This is a genomic window from Streptomyces sp. NPDC031445 (assembly GCF_055581365.1).
Map to the genome: position 1 here is coordinate 1,476,908 of NZ_JBVIJO010000001.1, position 21,967 is coordinate 1,498,874.

The following is a 21,967-nucleotide window of genomic DNA, read 5'->3' on the forward strand; positions in this document are numbered from 1 at the left end:
GGCCGGACGGCGTCCGTCCGGCGCGGTCCGCAGGGGCTGCGCAGGCGGCTCATACGCGCTGTAATGGCGACGTGGTGAGCGAAGGCGCTGCGATCAGCGGGACGAGGACGGCGCCGGAGCGTGCCGAGGCCGCCCTTGCGTCGCTGATGGCCTCGCCGGCCACCCCCGACCGGCTCCGCCGGGTGCTCGAACAGGCGCTCGTGTTCGCCGGTGCGTCCTTCGCCGGGGTGTACACGCCCGGCCACGACGCCACGGAACTCTGCCTCGCCGAGTCGGCCGGCCTGCCCCGCACCCTGTACGGCCTGCGGGACTGCTACCCGGCCGCCGGCACCTCCCCGGTCGCCGAGACGCACCGCACCGGACTCCCGCGCTGGCTCGGCCCCGCCGAACTGGCCGCCGGCCCGGACTCCCGCCGTACCCCCTCCCCGGACTTCTCCGTGGCCGTCCTGCCGCTCGGCCCGGCGGGCGGCGGCTGTCTGCTGGCCGTCGGAGAGCACCCGGGCGGTTTCGGGACCGACGACCGGACCAGCCTGGAGCTGATCGCCCGTGCCGTGGCCGTACCCGCCCCGGCCGTCGCCCGGGACACCGGCGAGCTGCCCGAGGACGCCTTCAGCCTGATCATGGACACCGGCCGGGTGAAGGTCGGCGAGGCGATCCTGCGGCTGTTCGGCATCGACCGGGAGAGCTTCGACGGCCGCGTGGAGACCCTGCTCGGCCGCGCGGTGCCGGAGGATCTGCCCGCGCTGATGTCGGTGGTCGAGGCCGACCACCTGTCCATCGGCGACCGCGAGCTGGAGTTCCGCATCCTGCAGCCCGCCGGTCCGCCCAGGTGGCTGCGGCTGCGCGGCCGGCTGCTGACCGGCGGCGAGGGCCGCTCCGCCCGGCTCGTCGGCACCGTCGCCGACGCCTCCAGCCTGCGCTCCGACGTCACTGACGTCGCCCGCGTGCAGCGCCTCGCCGCCGCCCTCGCCACCGCGGGCACCGTCAAGGACGTCGGCCAGGCCGTCGTGGCCGCCCTGCGCAAACCCCTGCGGGCCGACCGGATCGCCCTGGCCGAACTGGAGAACGACCGGCTGGTCGTCACCGTCCTCGACCCGCCCGAACCCGAGGCCTGGCCCGAGGTGTGGCGCAGCGAGTGGCGCACCGAATGGCCCGACGCGCCGGTGCGCGCCATGCCCACCCTGGCCGCCGCGCTGCGCGAGGGCCGCGCCAGGATCTGGCCCGCCGGCTCACCGCTGGAGCCCGCCCTCGCCGAGGTCGGGCCGGGCGGCCTCGCCGTCCTGCCGCTGCCCGCCGGCAGCCGCATGGCCGGCGCCTGCCTCGTCGGCTGGGACCGCCCGCACGACTTCGCCCCCGACGAACGCGCCCTGCTCACCGCCTGCGCCGGCCTGACCGGCCAGGCCCTGCTGCGCGCCCACGCCTTCGACGCCGAGCACGAACTCGTCGGCATGCTCCAGCGCACCCTGCTGCCGCGCCGGCTGCCCCGGCTGCCCGGCGTGGTCGCCGTCGCCCGCTACCTGCCCACCACGGCCGGCCTGGAGGTCGGCGGCGACTGGTACGACGTGATCCCGCTGGCCGACAACCACGTGGCCCTGGTGATCGGCGACGTCCAGGGCCACAACGCGGGCGCCGCGACCCTGATGGGCCAGATGCGCACCGCGCTGCGCGCCTACGCCGCCGAGGGCCACCCCCCGGACGTCGTCGTCTCGCACGCCAACCGGCTGCTGCTCGACATGGAGACCGACCTCTTCGCCACCTGCGCCTACGTCGACGTCGACGTGGAGCAGGGCACCGCCTGGTGTGTCCGCGCCGGGCACGTGCAACCGGTGCTGCGCCACCCGGACGGCACCGCCGAGATCGTCCGGGCGGAGGGCGGCCCGCCGCTGGGGGTGCTCGCCCAGGCCGAGTTCCCGATGACCCCGCTGCGGCTCCAGCCCGGCACCGTGATCGCGCTGACCACCGACGGCCTGGTGGAGTCCCCGGACACCGACCTCGACGCCGGCATGGACCGGCTGGCCCGCGAACTGGCCGCCGCCGACCCCGCCCACCTCGGCCTGGTCGCCGACGCCCTGCTCACCGGCGCGCACCGCGACGACGACGTGGCGCTGCTGCTCATGCGCTACGACGGACTGGCCGTACGCCCGCTCCGGGAGAGCTGGACGGTGTGGCGGGTGCCGGAGGCGGTCCGGCACGCCCGCCGCTTCACCCGGCGCACCCTGCGCGCCTGGGGCCTGCCGCAGGACACGGTCGACGCGGCCCTGCTGGTCGTGTCCGAGCTCGTCACCAACGCCCTGGTGCACACCGGCGGCCCGGTGCGACTCGACCTCAGCCTGGTCAGCCACCGGCTGCGGCTCGCCGTCGCCGACACCTCCCCGCGCAGCCCCGTCAAGCCCACCAGCATCGGCTGGGAGGCCACCGGCGGCCGGGGCATCCTGCTGGTGGAGGCGGTGTCGGCGGCCTGGGGCACGGTCCCGGTCAGCGGCGGCAAACAGGTCTGGGCGGACCTCGTACCCGGCCGCTGACCCGCCACTCGGGTACGGGTGGCGGCGGTACCGGCAGGTCGTGGCCGGCCGGCGGCCCGGACCTGCCTAGGGTCGGTTGGCGTGTCGCACACCTTCGAAGAACTGGTCGCCAAGCAGCGCGCGGCCGCCGCCGCCCACGCCCAGGTGCAGGAACTGCGGGAAACCTACGGTCCGCCGGCCGAGCGGCGGATGACCGGCGTCCAGTCGGGCACCTACGAGACCGCCCTGCGGGCCTGGCGGGACCTCGCCCGCGAAGTGCAGACGGCGGTGAGCGAGTACGCCCGGCAGACCGGCCGGCCACGGGCCGAGGTCGAGGCGGAGGTGGAACGCGCGGCGACGGAGGAAACGGACTGACCGACAGCCGGGGCTGGTGGTGACCTGCGGCCGGTTCGGCCTTGACCTGCGGTCGGGTCTCGCCTTGACCCGCGGTCGGGACTGCGGGGGCTGATCTTGGGCCTGGTCGGGACTGGTCATGATCTCTGGGCCGCACCCGCTCGCGCCCCCCGGTGGCCCGGTCCCGGCCGGACGGGCCGTCGGACCGGCGGTCCGCGCGTTCGCGTGGGTGCGCGCATCCGTCGGGCCGCGCCGGGTACCCGGCCGTCATGGACAATGCCATGTACGAAGCGGCCACGGGCGCCCAGGTCTTCGGTTACGCCCTGATCCTGATCGCCGGAGTGGCCTGCGTCGCGGGACTCATCTGGGCCTTCCGGCTGGGCTTCAAGGTGCGCGAGCGCGAGCCGGCACCGCCGCGGCCCGAGGAGCAGCCGAAGATGCCGCCGTCCGGGCCGGTGTACGAGACCCGCGAGGTCCGTGAGCCCGACGAGGTGCCCCGGGCCGCCGGCGAGGGCGAGCGCCTCACTCCCCACCAGCTCGGCAACGTCGGCACCAAGCGCGCCGACGACCAGCGCCGCCCGCGCTGGTCGCCCGGTTCCAGCGGGTCCTTCGGCGGTGGCGGGGGCGGTCGTACCTGACCCGGTGCGCGTCGCCGCCGTGTTTGCGGGCCGCCCGGCCCGGGGACCCGGCCGGGCACACAGCCCACCCCGGGCCCGGGCGGTCCGGCGAACGGCGCCCGCGGCGAGCGGGACGCGGAAGGAAGATGAACGACGTGACCGCGCATGCCAGCGAGAAACCAGCCATACCCGACGTGGAGACGGGCTGGGCCCAGGCCCGCCGCCGACGCAGCCGGGGAGTGCGCACCTGCGTGCCCGCCGTCCTGGACCGCGCCTCCGCGCAGCGGCAGGGCCCGGGCCCCGAGGACAACATCGTGCGCGGCGAGGACTGAACCCTCAAGGGGAGGAGAGCGGGCGCTCCGCGGTCATACTCCCGGTCATGAACCTGCTCGTCACCGGCGCCGCCGGCTTCATCGGCTCGCACTACGTCCGCGGCCGCGACTGGCTGCACGTCGACGACCACTGCCGCGGCATCGACCTGGTCCGCACGCAGGGCCGCCCCGGCGAGGTCCACCATCTCGGCGGCGGCACGGAGCTGACCAACAAGGAGCTGACCGGTGCACGTGCCCGACCGCAAGGGCCACGACCTGCGCTACTCGCTCGACTGGAGCAAGGCCCGCGACGCACTCGGCTACCGGCCGCGCCGCGACTTCGAAACGGGCCTCGCCGAGACGGTCGCCTGGTACCGCGCTCACCGGTCCTGGTGGGAGCCGCTCAAGCGGCGCACCGCCCGCTGAGCGGGCGACGCGCCGCGGCCCTCGCCCCCGGCCCGGCGGTCAGGCGTGGGTCTTGGCCAGCAGTTCCAGGATCTCGTCCGTCGTGCCGGACTCGCCGAGCCGCGGGAAGATGCGCTCGACGCTGTTCGCGTGCGCCTCCGCGTCCGCGTCGGCCATGGCGTCCGTGGCGAGGGTGACGTGGTAGCCGTGCGCGTAGGCGTCGCGGGCGGTGGACTCCACGCCGATGCTGGTGGCGATGCCGGTCAGCACGATCTGCGTGATGCCCCGGCGGCGGAGCTGGACGTCCAGGTCGGTGCCGTGGAAGGCGCTCCAGTTGTGCTTGGTGACACGGATGTCGCCGGGGTGTCCGGACAGGTCGTCGACGACGACGTCCCAGCCCTCCGGGAAGGCGAGCCCGCGCGGCTGGCGCTCGGTGCGGCCCGGGACGGCGTCCGCCCCGTCCGGTGCGAAGGAGACCCGCACCAGGACCACGGGCAGCCCGTGCGAGCGGAAGGCGTCGGCGAGCGCGGACGTGCGGGAGACGACCTCGGCGCCCGGGTACGGCTGGGTGGGCATGGCCACGATGCCGTTCTGGAGGTCGATCGCGACGAGGGCGGTACGGGGGTCGAGCGTGGTGAGCGACATGGGTCGGTCAGGCCTTTCGGGTGTCTCGGGTGGCCGGCCGGCCGAGGGACCGGTCGGGCAGGATCGTCGCCAGCAGCAGTGCGGAGCCGGCGAGCATGAACAGGGCCAGGCCGTGCAGCCCGGCCGTGTCGGCGCGGTGCGGGTAGAACGCCGCGGTGGCGGCGGACGCGGCCAGCGCGCCGAGGTACGTGAAGGTCCGCAGCAGCCCGGCCGCGGAGGCGATCCGCTCCGGCTCGGCCTGCCGGTACAGCGCGTTCTGCGTGGCCAGGCCGATCAGCCCCTGCGGGACGCCGAGCAGCGCACCGACCGCGAGCAGCAGCCAGAACGGGCTGCGGTCGCCGATCACGAACAGCACCGCGCAGCCCACGAGCTGGAGGACGGAAGCGGTGAGCAGTTTGGCGCGCACCGCCTCGCGGCGCCCGGTCAGCGCGGAGGCGGTGAGCGCCGCCGCCGACAGCGGCAGCAGCGCGAGCCCGGCCGTGGAGGCGCCGAGCCCGCGGCCCTGCTCCAGCCACTGCGTGTAGCCGTACATGAAGGCGTAGGCGGTGGTGTAGCCGAGCAGCTGGCGCACGTAGGTGGCGAGCAGCGGCCCGTTGCCGCCGAGGACGCGCAGGTCGATGAACGGGTCCGGCGTCCGCAGCTCGCGCAGCGCGAAGCCGGCGGCGGCCGCGGCGGACAGCACCGGCAGGTACCAGCGGCCGGTCCGCGGCTCCATCAGGAACAGCATCAGCGCGATCAGCAGGACGGCGAACAGCGCCATGCCGGGCACGTCCAGGCCGCGCCGCCGGGTCACGGACCGGGGCAGCCGCAGCGCGCCGAGCACCAGACAGGCCGCCGACAGCGGCACGTTGACGGTGAACACGGCCCGCCAGCCGCCCAGTTGGATCAGCAGCCCGCCGAGCGCGGGCCCGACGACGGCCACCGTCTGGTTGGCCACGGCGAGCGCGGTCAGCACGCCCGCCGGGCTGTCCCGCCCGGTGCGTTCCGCCTCGGCGCGGGTCAGCCGCATCGCCGCCGGGTACGCCGCCGACGTGCCGAGGCCCAGCAGTACGCGGGCCGCGATCAGCGCGCCGAGCGAGGGGGCGAGCGCGCCGAGCAGACCGGCGACGCCGACCAGGGCCGTACCGGCGAGGTAGAGCCGGCGCGGGCCGTACATGTCCACCAGGCGGCCGATGACGGGCTGGCCGACGGCGGTGGCCACGTAGAGCGCCGAGACCAGCCACACCGTCTCGGCGGGCGGCGCGCCGAACGCCACGCCGATCGGCACGAGCGTCACGGCGATCATCGAGGAGTTGACCGGGTTCAGGACCGAGCCGAGGATCATCGGCGGGACGAGCCGGCGGTCGAACCCGGCGGGGGAGGGGCCGGCGGCCCGGCTGCGGGCGGTGAGCCTCGGTATCACGGCCGGGACAGCCGTTCCATCAGCTCCAGCGCCGCGAGGACGGTCTGCCGCTCCTCCTCGGTGTAGCGGTCCTGGAAGGCGCGGGCCAGCCACTCCTCGCGTGCCTGCCGGTTGCCCTCGACGCGGGCCCGGCCGGCGTCGGTCAGGGTGACCAGCTGGCGGCGGCCGTCGTCGGGGTCCGGGGCACGGCGGACCAGCCCGTGCTGCTCCAGGGCGGCCAGCGTGGTGGCCATGGACTGCGGGCGCACCCCCTCGGCGGCGGCGAGCGCGCTCGCGGTGGCCGCGCCGTGCTTGCCGACCAGGGTGAGCGCCGACTCCTGCGACGGGCTGAGGTCGGCGTCCCGCGCCACCTCGCGGATACGGCGCCGCAGCCTGCTGAACACCACGCGCAGGTCGCGTGCGGCGCGGGCGGCGGAGTCGGAGATGTCAGCCATGCCGTCAGACTAGGACCGACAGCACAGACTGTCCAGTTGGGACTGTTCAGCTTTGCCTGTCTTTTTGTCGGGGTACCCGCCGGGCCTCGGACAGCGCGGCGGCCCGGTACCCCGCCGCGCGCACGGAGCGAATCGAGGAGCGCACATGACCCCTCCGGACACGTCCGGCCTGGAGGCGGCCCTGAGCGCCGAGGTGGACGGCGAAGTCCGCTTCGACGCGGGCAGCCGCGGCGCCTACGTCACGGACGGTTCGAACTACCGGCAGGTCCCGCTGGGCGTCGTCGTACCCCGCACCGTGGAGGCGGGCGCCCGGGCGGTCTCGGTGTGCGCGCGCTTCGACGCCCCCGTCCTCTCCCGGGGCGGCGGCACCAGCCTGGCCGGACAGTCCACCAACACCGCCGTGGTGATCGACTGGAGCAAGTACTGCACCGGTGTGCTCTCCGTCGACCCCGAACGGCGCACCTGCGTGGTGGAGCCGGGCATCGTCCTGGACGAACTCAACCGGTACCTCGCCCGCCACCAGCTCCAGTTCGGCCCCAAACCGTCCACCCACAGCCACTGCGCGATCGGCGGCATGATCGGCAACAACTCCTGCGGCGCCTCCGCGCAGGCCTACGGCAAGACCGTCGACAACGTCCGGCGCCTGGAGATCCTCACCTACGACGGACAGCGCGCCTGGGTCGGCCCCACCCCGCCCGGCGAACGCGCCCGGATCACCGCCGACGGCGGCCGGCTCGGCGAGATCTACGCCGGCCTCGAACGCCTCGCCACCGAGTACCTGGCCGACATCCGCCGCGGCTACCCCAAGATCCCCCGCCGCGTCTCCGGCTACAACCTGGACTCCCTGCTGCCCGAGAACGGCTTCGACGTCGCCAAGGCGCTCGTCGGCAGCGAGGGCACCCTGGTGACCGTCCTGCGCGCCGAACTCGACCTCGTGCCCGTGCCGCCGTACCAGTCGCTGCTCGTCCTCGGCTACGACGACATCTGCGCCGCCGGCGACGACGTCTCCCGCCTGCTGGAGCACTGCTCGCCCAGCCAGCTGGAGGCCCTGGACGGACGCATGGCCCAGCTGATGCGCGAGGAGGGCGCCTACCTGGACTCCCTCGCCATCCTTCCCGAGGGCGACAGCTGGCTGATGGTGCAGTACAGCGGCGACAGCCAGGAGGACGTCGACGAGCAGGCGCACGCGCTGCTGCGGGCCATCGGCCGCGACGAGAAGGACGCGAACGTCGCCTTCTCCGACAACCCCGAACGCGAGCAGAAGATGCTCAGGGCCCGCGAGGCGGGACTTGGCGTGACCGCGCGCCCGCCGGACGGCCGGGAGACCTGGGAAGGCTGGGAGGACTCCGCCGTACCGCCCGAACGGCTCGGCGACTACCTGCGCGACCTCAAGGACCTGTTCACCGAGTTCGACTACGGCCACCCGTCCCTGTACGGGCACTTCGGCCAGGGCTGCGTGCACACCCGCATCCCCTTCGGGCTGCGCGACGCCCAGGGCGTGGCCGGCTTCCGGCGGTTCGTGGAGCGGGCCGCCGATCTCGTCGCCTCCTACGGCGGCTCCCTCTCCGGCGAGCACGGCGACGGCCAGTCCCGGGGCGAACTGCTCACCCGGATGTTCGGCGAACGGCTCGTCACCGCGTTCGGCGAACTGAAGGCCCTCTTCGACCCCGGCAACCGGATGAACCCCGGCAAGGTCGTCCACCCCAACCCCGTCGACGGACAGCTGAGGCTCGGCCCCAGCTGGCGGCCCGCCACCCCGGAGACCCACTTCGGCTACCCCGAGGACGACCACTCCTTCGACCGCGCGGTGATGCGCTGCGTCGGCATCGGCAACTGCCGCGGCCACTCCGGCGGCGTCATGTGCCCCTCCTACCGGGCCACCAGGGAGGAGGAGCACTCCACCCGCGGCCGGGCCCGGCTGCTGTTCGAGATGCTCGACGGGCACGCCGACTCCGCCGTGAAGGACGGCTGGCGCTCCACCGCCGTACGCGACGCGCTCGACCTCTGCCTGGCCTGCAAGGGCTGCAAGTCCGACTGCCCGACCGGTGTCGACATGGCCACCCTCAAGGCCGAGTTCATGTCCCACCACTACGAGGGGCGGCTGCGCCCCATGGCCCACTACTCCATGGGCTGGCTGCCGCTCTGGGCCCGGCTGTCCCGGACCGCGCCCTCCCTGGTCAACTCCGCGCTGCACGCGCCCGGCCTCGCGGCGCTGGGCAAACGGCTCGCCGGGATCGACGAGGCCCGCCAGGCCCCGGTGTTCGCCGACCGGTCCTTCCTCCAGTGGTGGCGGGCCCGCGGCCGGGACGAGCCCGACCCGGCCGACCCGCGCACCGTCGTGCTCTGGCCCGACACCTTCAGCACCTACTTCCACCCCGCGATCGCGATCTCCGCCGTACGGGTCCTGGAGGACGCCGGCTTCCGGATCGCCGTCCCGTCCGAGCCGGTGTGCTGCGGCCTGACCTGGATCTCCACCGGACAACTGCCCACCGCCAAACGAGTGCTGCGCAACACCCTCGACGTGCTGCGCCCCTACCTGGAGGCCGGCACCCCGGTGATCGGCCTGGAGCCCTCCTGCACGGCCGTCTTCCGCGCCGACGCCCCCGAGCTGATGCCCGGCGACCAGGACGTGGAACGGCTCGCCGCCCGGACGCGCACCTTCGCCGAACAGCTCGTCCACCACGCCCCCGACGGCTGGCGGCCCCCGCGGCTCGCCCGGCAGGCGACCGTGCAGACCCACTGCCACCAGCACGCCGTCATGAAGTCCGACGCCGACCGGGAACTGATGCGCCGCGCCCACCTCGACGCCGAGGTACTCGACGAGGGCTGCTGCGGCCTCGCCGGCAACTTCGGCTTCGAGCGCGGCCACCACGAGGTGTCCATGGCTGTCGCGGAACTGGGCGTCCTGCCCGCCGTGCGCGGGGCCGCCCCGGACAGCCTGGTCCTCGCCGACGGCTTCAGCTGCCGCACCCAGATCGAGCAGGGCGGCACCGGCCGCCGCGCCCTGCACCTCGCCGAGGTCCTCGCGCTCGCCCTCGACGGCAACCTGCCCGGCGACCACCCGGAGCGGCTCGCCGACCGCCCCGCCGGACCGTCCCGAACGGCCCGCTGGGCGACGACCGCCTCCCTGGCCGCCCTCTCCCTGGGCGCCGTGGCCGGACTGCGGCGGCTGAGGAGGTGACAGGAGGTGGCAGGAGGCGACCATGAGCGGCCGGCGGGCCGTCGGGGCCCCGGACACCGCCGTCCCCGCCGTGCCCACCGGCACACCCGGTCCCGTCCCGGCCCCCGTGGAGGAACGGGCGGTGCCCCACCGGACGGACCGACAGACACCGCGTACACAGGAGGAGACGAACATGCCCCCCACCGTCGTCATCACCGGCGCCAGCGCCGGCATCGGCCGCGCCACCGCCCGCCTGTACGCCAGGCGCGGCGCCGACGTCGTCCTGGTCGCGCGCGGCGAGGGCGGCCTGGAGGCGGCGGCCGACGAGGTCGCGGCGCTCGGCGGACGGCCGCTGGTACAGCCCGCCGACGTGGCCGACCCGGCCCGCACGGAGGCCGTCGCCGAGGCCGCGGAGAAGGAGTTCGGCCCCATCGACACCTGGATCAACTGCGCCTTCGCCAGCGTGTTCGCGCCGTTCGAGGAGATCACCCCCGAGGAGTACCGGCGGATCACCGAGGTGACCTACCTCGGCTTCGTCAACGGCACCCGCTCCGCCCTGAAGCGCATGCTCCCGCGCGACCAGGGCACGATCGTGCAGGTCGGCTCCGCGCTCGGGGAACGGTCGATCCCCCTCCAGTCGGCGTACTGCGGAGCCAAGCACGCCATCAACGGCTTCACCTCCTCCCTGCGCACGGAACTGCTGCACCGCGGCAGCAACGTGCGCGTCACCGTCGCCCAGATGCCCGCCGTCAACACGCCCCAGTTCGAATGGGTCCGCTCCCGCCTCGCCAGGCACCCCATGCCGGTCCCGCCGATCTACCAGCCCGAGGTGGCCGCACGGGGCGTGCTGTACGCCGCCGACCACCCGGGCCGCAAGCAGTACTACGTCGGCGCGTCCACCGTCGCCACCATCTGGGCCAACCGGTTCGTCCCGGCGCTGCTCGACCGCTACCTGGCCCGCACCGGCTTCGACTCCCAGCTGACCGACCGCATCCCGCCCGCCGGCCTGGACAACCTCTTCGAGCCGGTGGACCGCGAACCCGCCGACGACCAGGGCGCCCACGGCTCCTTCGACGACACCGCCCACGCCCGCTCCTGGCAGGAGACGCTGGTCCGGCACCCCGCAGCCACCACCCTCGGCGCGGGCGTCGCACTGCTGGGCACCGTACGCGGCATCCGCCGCCTGACCTCCTCCTCCGCATAAGCTGGCGAGGTGCGCCTCCTGCTCATGTCCGACACGCACCTGCCCAAGCGCGCCAAGGCGCTGCCGGAGCAGCTGCTCGCCGAACTCCCGCGCGCGGACGTCGTGTTCCACGCCGGGGACTGGGTCGACACCGCCACCCTCGACCTGCTGGAGAGCCGCAGCCGCCTACTGGTCGGCGTGTACGGCAACAACGACGGCCCCGCACTGCGCGCCCGGCTCCCCGAGGTGGCCCACGCCGACCTGGGCGGCCTGCGCTTCGGGGTCGTCCACGAGACGGGCCCCGCCCAGGGCCGCGAGGCCCGCTGCGCCGCCCGCTTCCCCGACCTGGACGTCCTGGTCTTCGGGCACAGCCACATCCCCTGGGACACCACCGCCCCCGGCGGCCTGCGGCTGCTCAATCCCGGTTCCCCGACGGACCGCCGCCGCCAGCCCCACTGCACGTACCTCACGGCCACGGTCGCCGAAGGAGCCCTCACCGAGGTGACCCTGCACCGGCTGCCGCGACGGTAGCCGCCGGAAGCGGGGGCGCCGGGGGTCTGCGTGGGCGGCAGCGGTCCGGGCCCGCCGTGATCCCGGCCCGCGGCGGCGCACCGGTGGGCGTGCCCGCCGTGGCGGCCAGCGGTGATCACCCGCTGTGGCAGGATGCGTCGGTGATCTCCAGCTCAGGCATACCCGCCGTCGTGCCCCCGGGCCGCCTCGCCGAGCCCGGCCAGCCCGTACTGCCGCTGGCCGGTGGCCTTGAGCTGCGGCCCTGGCAGCCGACCGACGCCGACGCGGACGCCCTGCTCGCCGCCGGGCAGGACCCGGACATCAGCAGGTGGAACCTCTTCTCCGTCGCCGACCGCGCGGAGGCCAGGGCCCGGATCGAGCGCCTGCACGCGCGCCGGCGGGCCGAGACCGGAGTCATCTGGGCCATCGCCCCGCACGGCGGCGCACCCGTCGGCCTCGCCGGACTGAACGACGTCGACCTCGCCGCCGGAACCGCCGAAGTCCTGTACTGGGTGCTGCCCGCGGCGCGCGGAACGGGCCTCGCCGTCCGGGCGGCACGCCGGCTGAGCCGGTGGGCCCTGGACGACCTCGGTCTGCACCGCCTGATCCTGTGCCACTCCGTCGCCAACCCGGCGTCCTGCCGGGTCGCCGAGAAGGCCGGATTCGGCTACGAGGGCACCCAGCGCAGCGCCCTGCTGCACGCCGACGGCTGGCACGACCAGCACCTGCACGCGCGCGTGGCCGGGGACCCCGGCTAGGCCCGGCTAGGCCGTCACCTGAATCCCCCCGGCCGCACGCGGGCGCCCGGCGGGGATCGTCGGTGCCGGGTGGTACCCGTGGTGTCCGGCGCACTCACCGCCGGCACTCCCGCGGCGGCGACACGTCCCGCCTCTCCCGCCGGCTGCCCGTACACCGTCCTGCACGTGGTGGCCGCCGGCTCCGCCGCCCCGCGTCGGCCCTGTCGCCGGGGCGCTGTCGCCGCGACGGCGGTGAAGGGGGAGTCGCGGGGTGGCCGGCGGGGCCGGCGCTGATCCGGGTGCCAGGCCGGGCACCCCGGGCGGACGCACCCGTCGCGCGCGTCCGCCCGGCCCCGGCAGGACGTTCCCGCCGGCACCAACCGCCGGGCACGGACCGGCAGCACCGCCGGCCCCGGGACGGCCCGCCGTGTCGGCGCCCACCCGGCGCCCACCCGGCGCGCTCCGGCAGGAGCGGTCACCCCACTCCCCGGGGATGGATCGCCCCCCTCGTCCCGCTCAGCGGTGACCCGGTGCCGCCCCACCTCAGGGCCACGATCTCCGCCGCCACCGACACCGCCACCTCCTCCGGCGTGCGGGCGCCGAGGTCCAGGCCGAGCGGCGAGCGCAGGCGGGACAGTTCCCGGTCGGTGAGGCCCGACTCGATCAGGCGGCGGAGCCGGTCGTCGTGGGTGCGCCGGCTGCCCATCGCCCCGATGTACGCCGCCGGCCGCCGCAACGCCTCCAGCAGCACCGGCACGTCGAACTTCGGGTCGTGCGTGAGGACGCAGATCACCGTCCGCTCGTCGGTGTGCGTGCCGCGCAGATAACGGTGCGGCCAGTCCACGACGACCTCCGACCCCGCCGGGAACCGGCGAGGCGTGGCGAACACCGGCCGGGCGTCGCACACGGTGACCCGGTAACCGAGGAAGTCCCCGATCCGGGCCACGGCGGCGGCGTAGTCGATGGCCCCGAACACCAGCATGCGCGGCGGCGGCGCGAAGGACTGGAGGAACACCGTGACGGTGTCCTCGCGACGCTCCCCGTGCGGGCCGTAGTGCCGCAGGCCGGTCACGCCGAGGGCGAGTTCGCCGCGCGCGTCGGCGGCGACGGCCGCGTCGAGCCCCGGGGTCCCCAGGGTGCCGGCGGCCGTGCGGGGCCACACCGCGAGCGTCGACCCGCAGGGCGCCGGCCCGTCGACCACGGTGGCCACGGTGACCGGCTCACCACCCGCGACGGACGCGGCGACCGCGCCGAACGCCGGGTCCCGGGCCGGGGTCACCGGCCGTACCAGCACGGTGATCTCGCCACCGCAGGTGAGCCCGACCGCGAAGGCGTCCTCGTCGCTGTAGCCGAACGTCTCCAGCCGTGCCGCTCCGCTCTCGACGGCCTCCTGGGCCAGCTCGAACACCGCGCCCTCCACACAGCCGCCGGACACGCTGCCGACCACCTCGCCGTCCGGGCCGACCGCCATCGCGGCGCCGGGCCCGCGCGGCGCGCTGCGGCTGACCGCGACGACCGTGGCCAGCCCGAACGGCACCCGGGCGGCGTACCACCGGTCCAGCACGGCGAGAATCTCACGCATCGTCGGCTCCTCGGCTCACACCTGCCACGGCACCTGGTTGAACGTTAATCCGTTGGCGGTGAGGCCGCCGCTCTGCTGCACTGCACCGGTCGGCTTCCCGAGAGAACCAGGAGCGATCATGCGCACACCGTCCATGTCCGGCCCGGAAGGAACCGCCCACACTCTCAAGGACATGACGCTTCGTGCCATTGCTCAATCTGGGAATCCTCGCCCATGTCGACGCGGGTAAGACGAGCCTGACCGAACGGCTCCTCCACACCGCCGGAGTGATCGACGAGATCGGCAGCGTCGACGCCGGCAGCACCACCACCGACACCCTCGCGCTGGAGCGGCGGCGCGGCATCACCATCAAGTCCGCCGTCGTCTCGTTCCCGCTCGACGGCCTCACCGTCAACCTCATCGACACCCCCGGTCACCCGGACTTCATCGCCGAGGTGGAGCGGGTCTCGGCGTGCTGGACGGAGCCGTCCTGGTCGTCTCCGCCGTCGAAGGCGTCCAGGCGCAGACCCGGGTGCTGATGCGCACCCTGCGCCGGCTGCGCCTTCCGACCCTGGTCTTCGTCAACAAGATCGACCGGCGCGGCGCCCGGGACACGGCGGTGCTCCGCCAGTTGGCCCAACGGCTCGCCGTACCGCTCGTCCCCATGGGGACCGCCGCCGGACTCGGCACGCGTGCCGCCCGCTTCCAGCCCGGCCTCGGCCCGGCAGCGCTGGAGGCACTGGCGGACCAGGACGACGTCCTGCTCGCCGCCTTCCTCGACGGCGCGGCCCCCGAGGCCCGGTTGCGCGGCGCGCTCGCGGCACAGACCCGCGACGGCTCCGTCCACCCGGTGTACTTCGGCTCCGCGATCACGGGCGCGGGCGTGCCCGAGCTGGTCGAGGGCATCCAGCGGCTGCTGCCCACCGCCGCCGGCGACCCGCACGGTCCCCTCTCGGGCACCGTCTTCAAGGTGGAGCGGGGCCCGGCGGGGGAGAAGGCGGCCTATGCCCGCCTCTTCTCCGGCACCCTGCGCGTCCGCGACCGCATCCCCTTCGGCGACGGCGGCAAGGACGCGGGCGGGGAAGCGAACGGCCGCCGGGAGACCACCACCGGCCACGAAGCCCGCGCCACCGCGGGCCGCGTCACCGCGCTCTCCGTCTTCGACCACGGCACGGACATCCGCGCGGACAGCGCCGGGGCGGGGCGGATCGTCAAGGTGTGGGGCCTCGGCGGCATCCGGATCGGTGACGCGCTGGGCGCGCCGGGACGGTCGTACGAGCACCACTTCGCGCCGCCCACCCTGGAGTCGGTCGTCGTACCCGGCCCCGGCACGGACCGCCGCTCCCTGCACCTCGCGCTCACCCAGCTGGCCGAACAGGACCCGCTCATCGGCGTCCGCCACGACGGGCCGCGCGGGGAGACCTCCGTGTCCCTCTACGGCGAGGTGCAGAAGGAGGTCGTCCAGGCCACCCTTGCCGAGGAGTACGGCCTGGCCGTCACCTTCCGCGAGACGACGACCCTGTGCGTCGAGCGCCCAATCGGCACCGGGCACGCCGTCGAGTTCGAGAAGAAGGACGCCAACCCCTTCCTCGCCACGGTCGGCCTGCGCGTCGACCCCGCCCCGCCCGGCACGGGCGTGGCGTTCCGGCTGGAGGTGGAGCTGGGCTCGATGCCGTACGCCTTCTTCAAGGCGGTCGAGGACACCGTCCGGGAGACGCTCGGCCAGGGGCTGCACGGCTGGCAGGTCATCGACTGCGCGGTCACCATGACCCACTGCGGCTACTCGCCCCGGCAGAGCCACGCGCACCAGGGTTTCGACAAGAGCATGTCGAGCACGGGTCACGACTTCCGGGGCCTGACCCCGCTGGTCCTGACCGAGGCGCTGCGCCGGGCCGGCACCCTGGTGCACGAGCCGGCGCACCGCTTCCGCCTGGAGGCGCCGGCCGACACCCTCGGCGCGCTGCTGCCGGTGCTGGCCCGGCTCGGCGCCGTGCCCGAGGCCACCGGCACGCACGGGACCACGTGTGTCCTGGAGGGAACCGTGCCGGCCGCCCGGGTGCACGCGCTGGAGCAGCGGCTGCCGGGGCTGACCCGGGGCGAGGGCGAGCTGGAGACGGCCTTCGACCACTACGCGCCGGTCACCCGCGGCACGGTCCCCGAACGTCCGCGCACCGACCGCAATCCGCTGAACCGGAAGGAGTACCTGCTGAACGTGACGCGCCGGGCCGGGGAACGAGCCGACCGCCCCGGAGGCTGACCCGCAGTCGGCCCACCCGTCCCTGCCGTACGTGGCGGGACTGGCCGGCCGCGGTCAGTACGGGCTGCCGGTGCGGCGCTGCGGCGGCGGCACCGCACCCGGCCGAACCGCGCACCTGCCGGCGTCCTTCCCGGCGGCCGCCACCACGGTCGTCCCCGACCTCGGCACGGCGCCCACCCCGCCCGTGACGGCAGGGGTGTGGCCTCCGGAGTGAGTGGGGACGCCCCGGAGGCCACGGCCCGGTGGGGCGTCAGCCCCCGCTGGGGCCGGTCCAGTCGGCCTGGACGTGCCCGAGACGGACTCGCTGCGGATGGTCGCCGACCGGGACCGACGTCACCTTCCTGCCGGTGGCGAAGTCGATCGCCGTCACCTGGTCGGCGCCGCTCTCGGAGACGATGCAGTCCTTGCCGTCCCCGCTGACCGTCGCCCAGTACGGCTTGGACGCCGTGACGAGCGGACCCTCCTGGAGCGAGGCGCGGTCGACCACGGTCGCGTAGTCGTCCATGGTGCCGGCGACGCAGAGCTTGGTGCCCTCGGGGTTCATCGAGATGCCGTGGTGACGCGAGTCGTTGACCCAGGTGGTGCGGTCCTCGCTGGTCGCCGGGTTCTTCGGCAGCGTCTTCATCCGGGTGATCTTGTCCGTGGCGACGTCGTACTCCAGGAAGCCGTTGAAGAACGACACCTGGAAGTACAGCTTGGACTCGTCGGCGGAGAACACGGCCGGGCGGACCGCGTCGGAGAAGTCCTTCAGCCCGAACGCGTCCAGCCGCTGCCGCATGTCGATGACCTTGACCTGCTTGTACGTCGTCGCGTCCACGACGGTGATGTGCCGGTCGCCCTTGGTCCAGTCCCAGCCCGGGCTGTCCAGGTCGGTGTTGACGTCGCCGATGGACATGTTCCAGATGTACTTGCCGTCCTTGGTGAAGATGTTCTCGTGCGGCTTGTCACCGGTCGCGAAGGAGCCGAGCTGCTTGCCGGTGTCGATGTCCAGGACGTGCACGGTGTTCGCGGTCGAGGCGGAGACCGCCACCCGGGTGCCGTCCGGGGAGACCGCCATGTGGTCGGCGCGGTAACCGGCAACCGGGAAGCGCCAGTTGACCTTCCCGGTGGCGAGGTCCAGGGAGACGACGTCCGCGAAACTGGGCCGGGACACCACCACCGACCTGCCGTCGGGCGTGGAGTACATGTCGTCGGCGAACTGGTCGTGGCCCTCGCCGACGCTGTTGCGGATCGCCTGGAAGTAGATCCACTTGATCGGGTCCGCGTTGATCTCGGCCATCCGCGCGGCCTTGTCCGGGATGACGTTGATCCGGCCGATCTTCGCGAAGTCGCCGGAGGAGCGGATGACATCGGCCGTGCCGTCCCAGTTGTTGCCGACGAACAGCACCTCGCGCAGCCCCGCGGGGGCGGCGGAGCTTGCGGAGGCGGCGGTCGCCGGCGCGGCGACGGTCAGGACGAGGGCGGCGGTCACGGAGCACAGGTGCCTGGTTCTGGAGGCAGCCATGACGGCTCTCTTTCCTCGGGGGAATCTGAACACGGGTGCTTTCACAGTGAACTTACTGAAAAGTAAGGAAGGGACGGCCTTCTCGACAAGATGTGTGCACGACAAGATTGGGGGAGCGGCGGAAGGACCGAGGGGGACGCGTGGAAGGCAGGCTCAGGGCGCCGACGGGGCGCTACGGCGGACGGTCCGCCGAGGAACGGCAGGCCGAGCGCCGCCGCCGCTTCCTGGAGGCGGCACTGGGGCTGTTCGGCGACACCCCCGGCTACCGGGGCACCACGGTCGCCGCGCTGAGCCAGGCCGCCGGCCTGTCCACGCGCCAGTTCTACGAGGAGTTCCGCACCCTGGAGGACGTCCTCGCGGCCCTCCACCTCCAGGTCAACGGCTGGGCCGAACAGGCCGTCCTCGACGCGCTCGCCGACGCGGACGGGCTGCCGCTCGCCCGACGCGCCACCGTGCTCTTCCGGGCCTACGCCCACGGCGTCACCCGTGACCCGCGGCGCATCCGCATCGCCTTCGTGGAGATCGTCGGCGTCAGCCCCCGGCTGGAGGAGCAGCGCCTGGCCCGCCGCGCCCGCTGGATCGGCCTCATCCGCGCCGAGGCGGACGCGGCCGTCGCCCGCGGGGAGGCGGCGCCGCGCGACTACCGCCTCGCGGCCACGGCCTTCATCGGCAGCGTCAACGGCCTGCTGCACGACTGGAGCGCCGGCTGGGTGGACGCCACCCTGGACGAGGTGGTGGACGAACTGGTCCGGCTGCTGCTCGGCATGCTCCGTCCGGAGGGCTGGCGCCCCGGGAGCCCCTGAGGCGCGGGCGCCCCGGGCCGGGTGACGCAGGGGGGCGGGGGCGCGGTCCGTTCGGCGCGCGGGATCGGGCCGGAGCTGCTCTGCTGGGTCTGAGGACGCCGACGTACCCGTTCCCGGAGAGAGCCATGAGCACCTATCGAGCCGCACAGGTCACCGCTCCGAACGGCACCTTCGAGCTGGTCGAACGCGAGGGCCGGCCACCCGGGCCGGGCCAGGTCGTGATCGCCGTGGAAGCGTGCGGGGTCTGCCACAGCGACGCTCTCTTCGTGAGCGGCGGGCTACCGGGCGTGTCGTTCCCGGAGGTACCCGGGCACGAGATCGCCGGGCGCCTGGAGGAACTCGGCGAGGGCGTGCGGGAACGCGGCTGGCAGGAGGGCGACCGGGTGGCCGTCGGCTGGTTCGGCGGCAGCTGCGGGCACTGCCGGCCCTGCCGCGAGGGCGACTTCATCGTGTGCCCGAACCTGAAGGTTCCCGGCTGGGCCTACGACGGCGGCTTCGGCGAGAAGGTGATCGCCCCCGTCGACGCCCTGGCCCGGATCCCCGAAGCGCTCTCCGCGAGCGACGCCGGACCGATGGCCTGCGCGGGCGTGACCACGTACAACGGGCTGCGGCGCAGCTCGGCACGGCCCGGGGACCTGGTCGCGGTGCTCGGCATCGGCGGTCTCGGCCACCTCGGCGTGCAGTACGCGGTGGCCATGGGCTTCGAGACCGTGGCGATCGCGCGGGGCGCGGCGAAGGCCGACTTCGCGGAGCGACTGGGCGCCCACCACTACGTCGACAGCACCTCCGGCACCCCGGTCGCCGAGGCGCTCAAGTCCCTCGGCGGCGCCAAGGTCGTCCTGGCCACCGCGGGGCACTCCGAGGCCATCACGGCCACGGTGGACGGCCTGGCCCCCCGCGGCGAATTGGTGGTCATCGGCGCGGACACCGCGCCTCTCGGCATCAGCCCGGCCCAGTTGCTCATGGCCGGCCGCGTGGTGCGCGGCCACCCGTCCGGCACCTCGCGGGACGTGGAGGACACCATGGCCTTCAGCGCCCTGCACGGCATCCGCCCCCTGACCGAGAACGTGCCGCTGGACGACGCGGACGAGGCGTACCAGAAGATGCTGTCCGGCAAAGCCCGCTTCCGGATGGTGCTCACCACCTGACGGGCCGGCGCCGGCCCGTCACCAGGTCAGCCCGTCCAGCGCGGCGAGCAGGGGCGCGGCGCCGTCCTCGTCCCGGACCCGCGCGCCCAGGGCGGCGGCGCGCCGCCGGTAGGACGGGTCCCGGGTGGCCCGCAGCAGCGCCGCGGACAACGCGTCCACGGTCAGGCGGCGCAGCGGTACGACGGCCGGGGCGACGCCCAGGGCGACCAGCCGGGCCGACCAGAAGCCCGCGTCGAACTGGACCGGCACCGGCACCGCCGGCACCCCGGCGCGCAGCCCGGCCGCCGTCGTGCCCGCACCCGCGTGATGGACCACGGCGGCCATGCGGGGAAAGAGCAGCGCGTGCGGTACCTCGTCCACGGTCAGCATGTCGTCCCCGTCGGCCGCGAGTCCGCCCCAGCCGCGCTGGACCACCCCGCGCAGCCCGGCGCGGCGCAGCGCCGCCACCACCCGCGCGCTGAGCCGCCCGGGGTCCGGCACGGTGGCGCTGCCCAGCCCGACGAACACCGGCGGCGGCCCGGCGTCGAGGAACTCCAGGACCGCGTCCGGGAGTTGTGCCCGGGTGTCGTACGGCCACCAGTAACCGCCCACCTCCAGACCCGCCCGCCAGTCCCCGGGCCGGGGCACCACCAGGGGACTGAAGCCGTGGTGCACCGGCCAGAGCCGCCGCTCCCGGGCCCGCCGCGCGGCACCGGGCCGCAGCGGGGGCAGGCCGAGCCGCTCGCGCAGGGCCGGCACGGCGCCGGCGAACACGTGCTCCACGGCCAGGCCGACCCCGTGCCCGGCGAGCAGGTTGACCGGTCCGCCCCAGGAGTCGCCGCCGAGCACCGGCGGGGCGAACTCGCGCGTGGGGGCGAGGGGTTGCAGATAGACACCGAGACTCGGCACACGCAGCCCCTCCGCGATGGTGTGCCCGAGCGGGGCGAGGGAGGAGGACAGCAGCAGCACGTCGCTGTCCCGCGCGGCGTCCAGCAGGTCCTCGGTGAGCCGGCCGACGAGGCGCCGCGCCAGGTCCACCACCCGCAGCAGCTTCCCCGGGCCGCTGGCGCTGCGGTGCAGACCCCGGCCGCGCGGGGACCGCAGTTCCGCCAGCGGATCCACCGGCAGCGTGTGGAACCGCACCCCTGAGCCGGCCGCCAGCGGGGCGAAGCGGCCGTGCGTGACCAGGGTGACCTCGTGCCCGGCCAGGGCCAGCCGGTGCCCGAGCCCCGTGTAGGGGGCGGCATCGCCCCGCGATCCCGCCGTCATGATGGCAACGCGCACGACGGACAGTATGGCCGGTCGGCACGGTCGGCGGGCGCGAGGCGACCACATCGGGACCGGCGGCGGCACCCCCGGTGCGGACCCTGTGCAGGCCGCGCCGGCCGGGAGCGGACCCGCACCTGAGGGCCGGTGCTACACGGCGGCGGACACCACCAGCAGGACCGCCGCCGCGAGCAGCGCGCAGCCCAGCACGCAGCAGGCCAGCAGCCGGCGGCGCAGCGCCCGGTAGCGCGACTCGTACGTCTGCCGCAGCTCCCGCGCCCGCTCGGCCGTGCGGTGCCACGAGAGCCGGGCCAGCGCGAGGTACTCGGCCTCGAACTGCCACAGCACGTCCTCCCGTTGGCTGTCGGTGAGCCAGCCGAGCCGGGAACTGAGGCGTACGGCGGCGGTACGGCCCTCCTCCCGTGCGGCGGCCAGCAGCAGATGGCCCTCGATCTGCCGGACGAGGTCGCGCTCGTCGTGGGCCGTCATCGCGCGGTCAACTCCCGCTCCGGCGACGGGACGCCCGGGTGGTGCAGGTCGAACGCCGGGGACTCGCTGCGGATGCGCGGCAGGGTGACGAAGTTGTGCCGGGGCGGCGGGCAGGAGGTCGCCCACTCCAGCGAGCGGCCGTACCCCCACGGGTCGTCCGTGCCGACCGGCTCGCCGTACCTGGCCGTCTTCCAGACGTTGTAGAAGAACGGCAGCAAGGAGGAGCCGAGCAGGAACGAGAAGACCGAGGACACCGTGTTGAGCGTGGTGAGCCCCTCGGCCGCGAGGTAGTCCGGGATGCGCCGCTGCATGCCCTCCGCGCCCAGCCAGTGCTGGACCAGGAAGGTGCCGTGGAAGCCGGTGAACAGCGTCCAGAAGGTGATCTTGCCGAGACGCTCGTCGAGCATCTTGCCGGTCCACTTGGGCCACCAGAAGTGAAAGCCGGCGAACATCGCGAAGACGACCGTGCCGAAGACGACGTAGTGGAAGTGGGCCACCACGAAGTACGAGTCGGAGACGTGCAGGTCGATCGGCGGGGAGGCGAGCATGACCCCGGTCAGCCCGCCGAAGACGAAGGTGACGAGGAAGCCCATCACCCAGAGCATGGGTGTCTCGAAGGACAGCGAGCCCTTCCACATCGTGCCGATCCAGTTGAAGAACTTCACACCGGTCGGTACGGCGATCAGGAAGGTCATGAAGGA

19 protein-coding genes and 2 pseudogenes are annotated in these 21,967 nt (G+C 74.5%); 13 read left to right on the forward strand and 8 right to left on the reverse strand.

Going from position 1 to position 21,967, the window contains the following annotated elements; genetic code table 11:
* Window positions 1-74: 74 nt before the first annotated feature.
* The 5 genes and pseudogenes from ACZ5DC_RS06165 to ACZ5DC_RS06185 form a co-directional block, all read left to right on the forward strand.
* A complete protein-coding gene (locus ACZ5DC_RS06165) occupies window positions 75-2,522 on the forward strand; it encodes a SpoIIE family protein phosphatase (protein WP_468649841.1) in 2,448 nt (815 codons plus the stop codon).
* 81 nt (window positions 2,523-2,603) lie between these two features.
* Entirely contained in the window at window positions 2,604-2,876 is a 273-nt protein-coding gene (locus ACZ5DC_RS06170; protein ID WP_366748829.1) for a hypothetical protein, read from the forward strand.
* Window positions 2,877-3,124: 248 nt separating this feature from the next.
* Window positions 3,125-3,493 carry a DUF6479 family protein gene (locus ACZ5DC_RS06175; RefSeq protein WP_468649843.1) on the forward strand — a complete coding sequence of 123 codons (369 nt, stop codon included), beginning with the start codon at window positions 3,125-3,127 and terminating at the stop codon, window positions 3,491-3,493.
* A gap of 125 nt (window positions 3,494-3,618) precedes the next feature.
* Complete coding sequence (locus ACZ5DC_RS06180) at window positions 3,619-3,804, forward strand: hypothetical protein (protein WP_468649845.1); 186 nt, start codon at window positions 3,619-3,621, stop codon at window positions 3,802-3,804.
* 104 nt (window positions 3,805-3,908) lie between these two features.
* Window positions 3,909-4,209: pseudogene (locus ACZ5DC_RS06185) on the forward strand (dTDP-glucose 4,6-dehydratase); the annotation flags it as partial.
* Between the two features lie 39 nt (window positions 4,210-4,248).
* On the opposite strand, the gene ACZ5DC_RS06190 reads toward ACZ5DC_RS06185, so the two are convergent.
* From ACZ5DC_RS06190 to ACZ5DC_RS06200, 3 genes are read right to left on the reverse strand one after another with little or no spacing between them, the layout of a single operon-like run.
* Window positions 4,249-4,833, reverse strand: a complete 585-nt coding sequence (locus ACZ5DC_RS06190) for a hydrolase (RefSeq protein ID WP_366748826.1) — start codon at window positions 4,831-4,833, stop codon at window positions 4,249-4,251.
* 7 nt (window positions 4,834-4,840) lie between these two features.
* Window positions 4,841-6,235, reverse strand: a complete 1,395-nt coding sequence (locus ACZ5DC_RS06195) for an MFS transporter (RefSeq protein WP_468649848.1) — start codon at window positions 6,233-6,235, stop codon at window positions 4,841-4,843.
* A complete protein-coding gene (locus ACZ5DC_RS06200; protein WP_366762792.1) occupies window positions 6,232-6,669 on the reverse strand; it encodes a MarR family winged helix-turn-helix transcriptional regulator in 438 nt (145 codons plus the stop codon). Before ACZ5DC_RS06200 ends, ACZ5DC_RS06195 begins: the two co-directional genes overlap by 4 nt.
* Window positions 6,670-6,814: 145 nt before the next feature.
* Between ACZ5DC_RS06200 and ACZ5DC_RS06205 the strand changes: the two genes are divergently transcribed.
* The 4 genes from ACZ5DC_RS06205 to ACZ5DC_RS06220 all read left to right on the forward strand — a co-directional run bounded on the left by ACZ5DC_RS06205 (window position 6,815) and on the right by ACZ5DC_RS06220 (window position 12,280).
* On the forward strand, window positions 6,815-9,850 hold the full coding sequence (locus tag ACZ5DC_RS06205; RefSeq protein ID WP_468649850.1) for an FAD-binding and (Fe-S)-binding domain-containing protein: 3,036 nt from the start codon (window positions 6,815-6,817) through the stop codon (window positions 9,848-9,850).
* A gap of 172 nt (window positions 9,851-10,022) precedes the next feature.
* Window positions 10,023-11,033 carry an SDR family oxidoreductase gene (locus ACZ5DC_RS06210; RefSeq protein WP_366748822.1) on the forward strand — a complete coding sequence of 337 codons (1,011 nt, stop codon included), beginning with the start codon at window positions 10,023-10,025 and terminating at the stop codon, window positions 11,031-11,033.
* A 9-nt stretch (window positions 11,034-11,042) separates the two neighbouring features.
* Window positions 11,043-11,543 carry a metallophosphoesterase family protein gene (locus ACZ5DC_RS06215; RefSeq protein WP_468649852.1) on the forward strand — a complete coding sequence of 167 codons (501 nt, stop codon included), beginning with the start codon at window positions 11,043-11,045 and terminating at the stop codon, window positions 11,541-11,543.
* Between the two features lie 140 nt (window positions 11,544-11,683).
* Window positions 11,684-12,280, forward strand: a complete 597-nt coding sequence (locus tag ACZ5DC_RS06220; protein ID WP_468649854.1) for a GNAT family N-acetyltransferase — start codon at window positions 11,684-11,686, stop codon at window positions 12,278-12,280.
* Window positions 12,281-12,734: 454 nt separating this feature from the next.
* On the opposite strand, the gene ACZ5DC_RS06225 is transcribed toward ACZ5DC_RS06220, so the two are convergent.
* Complete coding sequence (locus tag ACZ5DC_RS06225) at window positions 12,735-13,841, reverse strand: XdhC family protein (RefSeq protein WP_366748819.1); 1,107 nt, start codon at window positions 13,839-13,841, stop codon at window positions 12,735-12,737.
* 182 nt (window positions 13,842-14,023) lie between these two features.
* Between ACZ5DC_RS06225 and ACZ5DC_RS06230 the strand changes: the two are divergent.
* Both ACZ5DC_RS06230 and ACZ5DC_RS06235 read left to right on the forward strand, forming a co-directional pair.
* Window positions 14,024-16,077, forward strand: a pseudogene (locus ACZ5DC_RS06230) (GTP-binding protein).
* A gap of 31 nt (window positions 16,078-16,108) precedes the next feature.
* Complete coding sequence (locus tag ACZ5DC_RS06235; RefSeq protein WP_468649857.1) at window positions 16,109-16,291, forward strand: hypothetical protein; 183 nt, start codon at window positions 16,109-16,111, stop codon at window positions 16,289-16,291.
* A gap of 36 nt (window positions 16,292-16,327) precedes the next feature.
* Here ACZ5DC_RS06235 and ACZ5DC_RS06240 read toward each other — a convergent pair whose 3' ends face one another.
* Window positions 16,328-17,581: a YncE family protein gene (locus tag ACZ5DC_RS06240; protein WP_468649859.1), complete on the reverse strand. Its 1,254-nt coding sequence runs from the start codon at window positions 17,579-17,581 to the stop codon at window positions 16,328-16,330.
* Between the two features lie 140 nt (window positions 17,582-17,721).
* Between ACZ5DC_RS06240 and ACZ5DC_RS06245 the strand changes: the two genes are divergently transcribed.
* Both ACZ5DC_RS06245 and ACZ5DC_RS06250 read left to right on the forward strand, forming a co-directional pair.
* Window positions 17,722-18,384: a TetR/AcrR family transcriptional regulator gene (locus ACZ5DC_RS06245; RefSeq protein WP_468649861.1), complete on the forward strand. Its 663-nt coding sequence runs from the start codon at window positions 17,722-17,724 to the stop codon at window positions 18,382-18,384.
* 125 nt (window positions 18,385-18,509) lie between these two features.
* Window positions 18,510-19,532 carry an alcohol dehydrogenase gene (locus tag ACZ5DC_RS06250; protein ID WP_468649863.1) on the forward strand — a complete coding sequence of 341 codons (1,023 nt, stop codon included), beginning with the start codon at window positions 18,510-18,512 and terminating at the stop codon, window positions 19,530-19,532.
* Between the two features lie 18 nt (window positions 19,533-19,550).
* On the opposite strand, the gene ACZ5DC_RS06255 is transcribed toward ACZ5DC_RS06250, so the two are convergent.
* The 3 genes from ACZ5DC_RS06255 to ACZ5DC_RS06265 form a co-directional block, all read right to left on the reverse strand.
* Window positions 19,551-20,780, reverse strand: a complete 1,230-nt coding sequence (locus ACZ5DC_RS06255) for a glycosyltransferase (protein WP_468649959.1) — start codon at window positions 20,778-20,780, stop codon at window positions 19,551-19,553.
* Window positions 20,781-20,927: 147 nt separating this feature from the next.
* Window positions 20,928-21,266: a hypothetical protein gene (locus ACZ5DC_RS06260; protein ID WP_468649865.1), complete on the reverse strand. Its 339-nt coding sequence runs from the start codon at window positions 21,264-21,266 to the stop codon at window positions 20,928-20,930.
* Window positions 21,263-21,967, reverse strand: a 705-nt coding sequence (locus ACZ5DC_RS06265; protein WP_468649867.1) for a cytochrome c oxidase subunit I, incomplete at its 5' end; no start/stop codon positions are given. The genes ACZ5DC_RS06265 and ACZ5DC_RS06260, both read right to left, overlap by 4 nt.

Excerpts from the sequence above, each read along its gene's own strand:
- ACZ5DC_RS06190 (WP_366748826.1), bottom strand. The coding sequence starts at position 4,833 with ATGTCGCTCACCACGCTCGACCCCCGTACCGCCCTCGTCGCGATCGAC.
- ACZ5DC_RS06225 (WP_366748819.1), bottom strand. The coding sequence starts at position 13,841 with ATGCGTGAGATTCTCGCCGTGCTGGACCGGTGGTACGCCGCCCGGGTG.
- ACZ5DC_RS06180 (WP_468649845.1), top strand. The coding sequence starts at position 3,619 with ATGAACGACGTGACCGCGCATGCCAGCGAGAAACCAGCCATACCCGAC.
- ACZ5DC_RS06250 (WP_468649863.1), top strand. The coding sequence starts at position 18,510 with ATGAGCACCTATCGAGCCGCACAGGTCACCGCTCCGAACGGCACCTTC.
- ACZ5DC_RS06240 (WP_468649859.1), bottom strand. The coding sequence starts at position 17,581 with ATGGCTGCCTCCAGAACCAGGCACCTGTGCTCCGTGACCGCCGCCCTC.
- ACZ5DC_RS06255 (WP_468649959.1), bottom strand. The coding sequence starts at position 20,780 with ATGACGGCGGGATCGCGGGGCGATGCCGCCCCCTACACGGGGCTCGGG.
- ACZ5DC_RS06175 (WP_468649843.1), top strand. The coding sequence starts at position 3,125 with ATGGACAATGCCATGTACGAAGCGGCCACGGGCGCCCAGGTCTTCGGT.
- ACZ5DC_RS06210 (WP_366748822.1), top strand. The coding sequence starts at position 10,023 with ATGCCCCCCACCGTCGTCATCACCGGCGCCAGCGCCGGCATCGGCCGC.
- ACZ5DC_RS06205 (WP_468649850.1), top strand. The coding sequence starts at position 6,815 with ATGACCCCTCCGGACACGTCCGGCCTGGAGGCGGCCCTGAGCGCCGAG.
- ACZ5DC_RS06260 (WP_468649865.1), bottom strand. The coding sequence starts at position 21,266 with ATGACGGCCCACGACGAGCGCGACCTCGTCCGGCAGATCGAGGGCCAT.
- ACZ5DC_RS06200 (WP_366762792.1), bottom strand. The coding sequence starts at position 6,669 with ATGGCTGACATCTCCGACTCCGCCGCCCGCGCCGCACGCGACCTGCGC.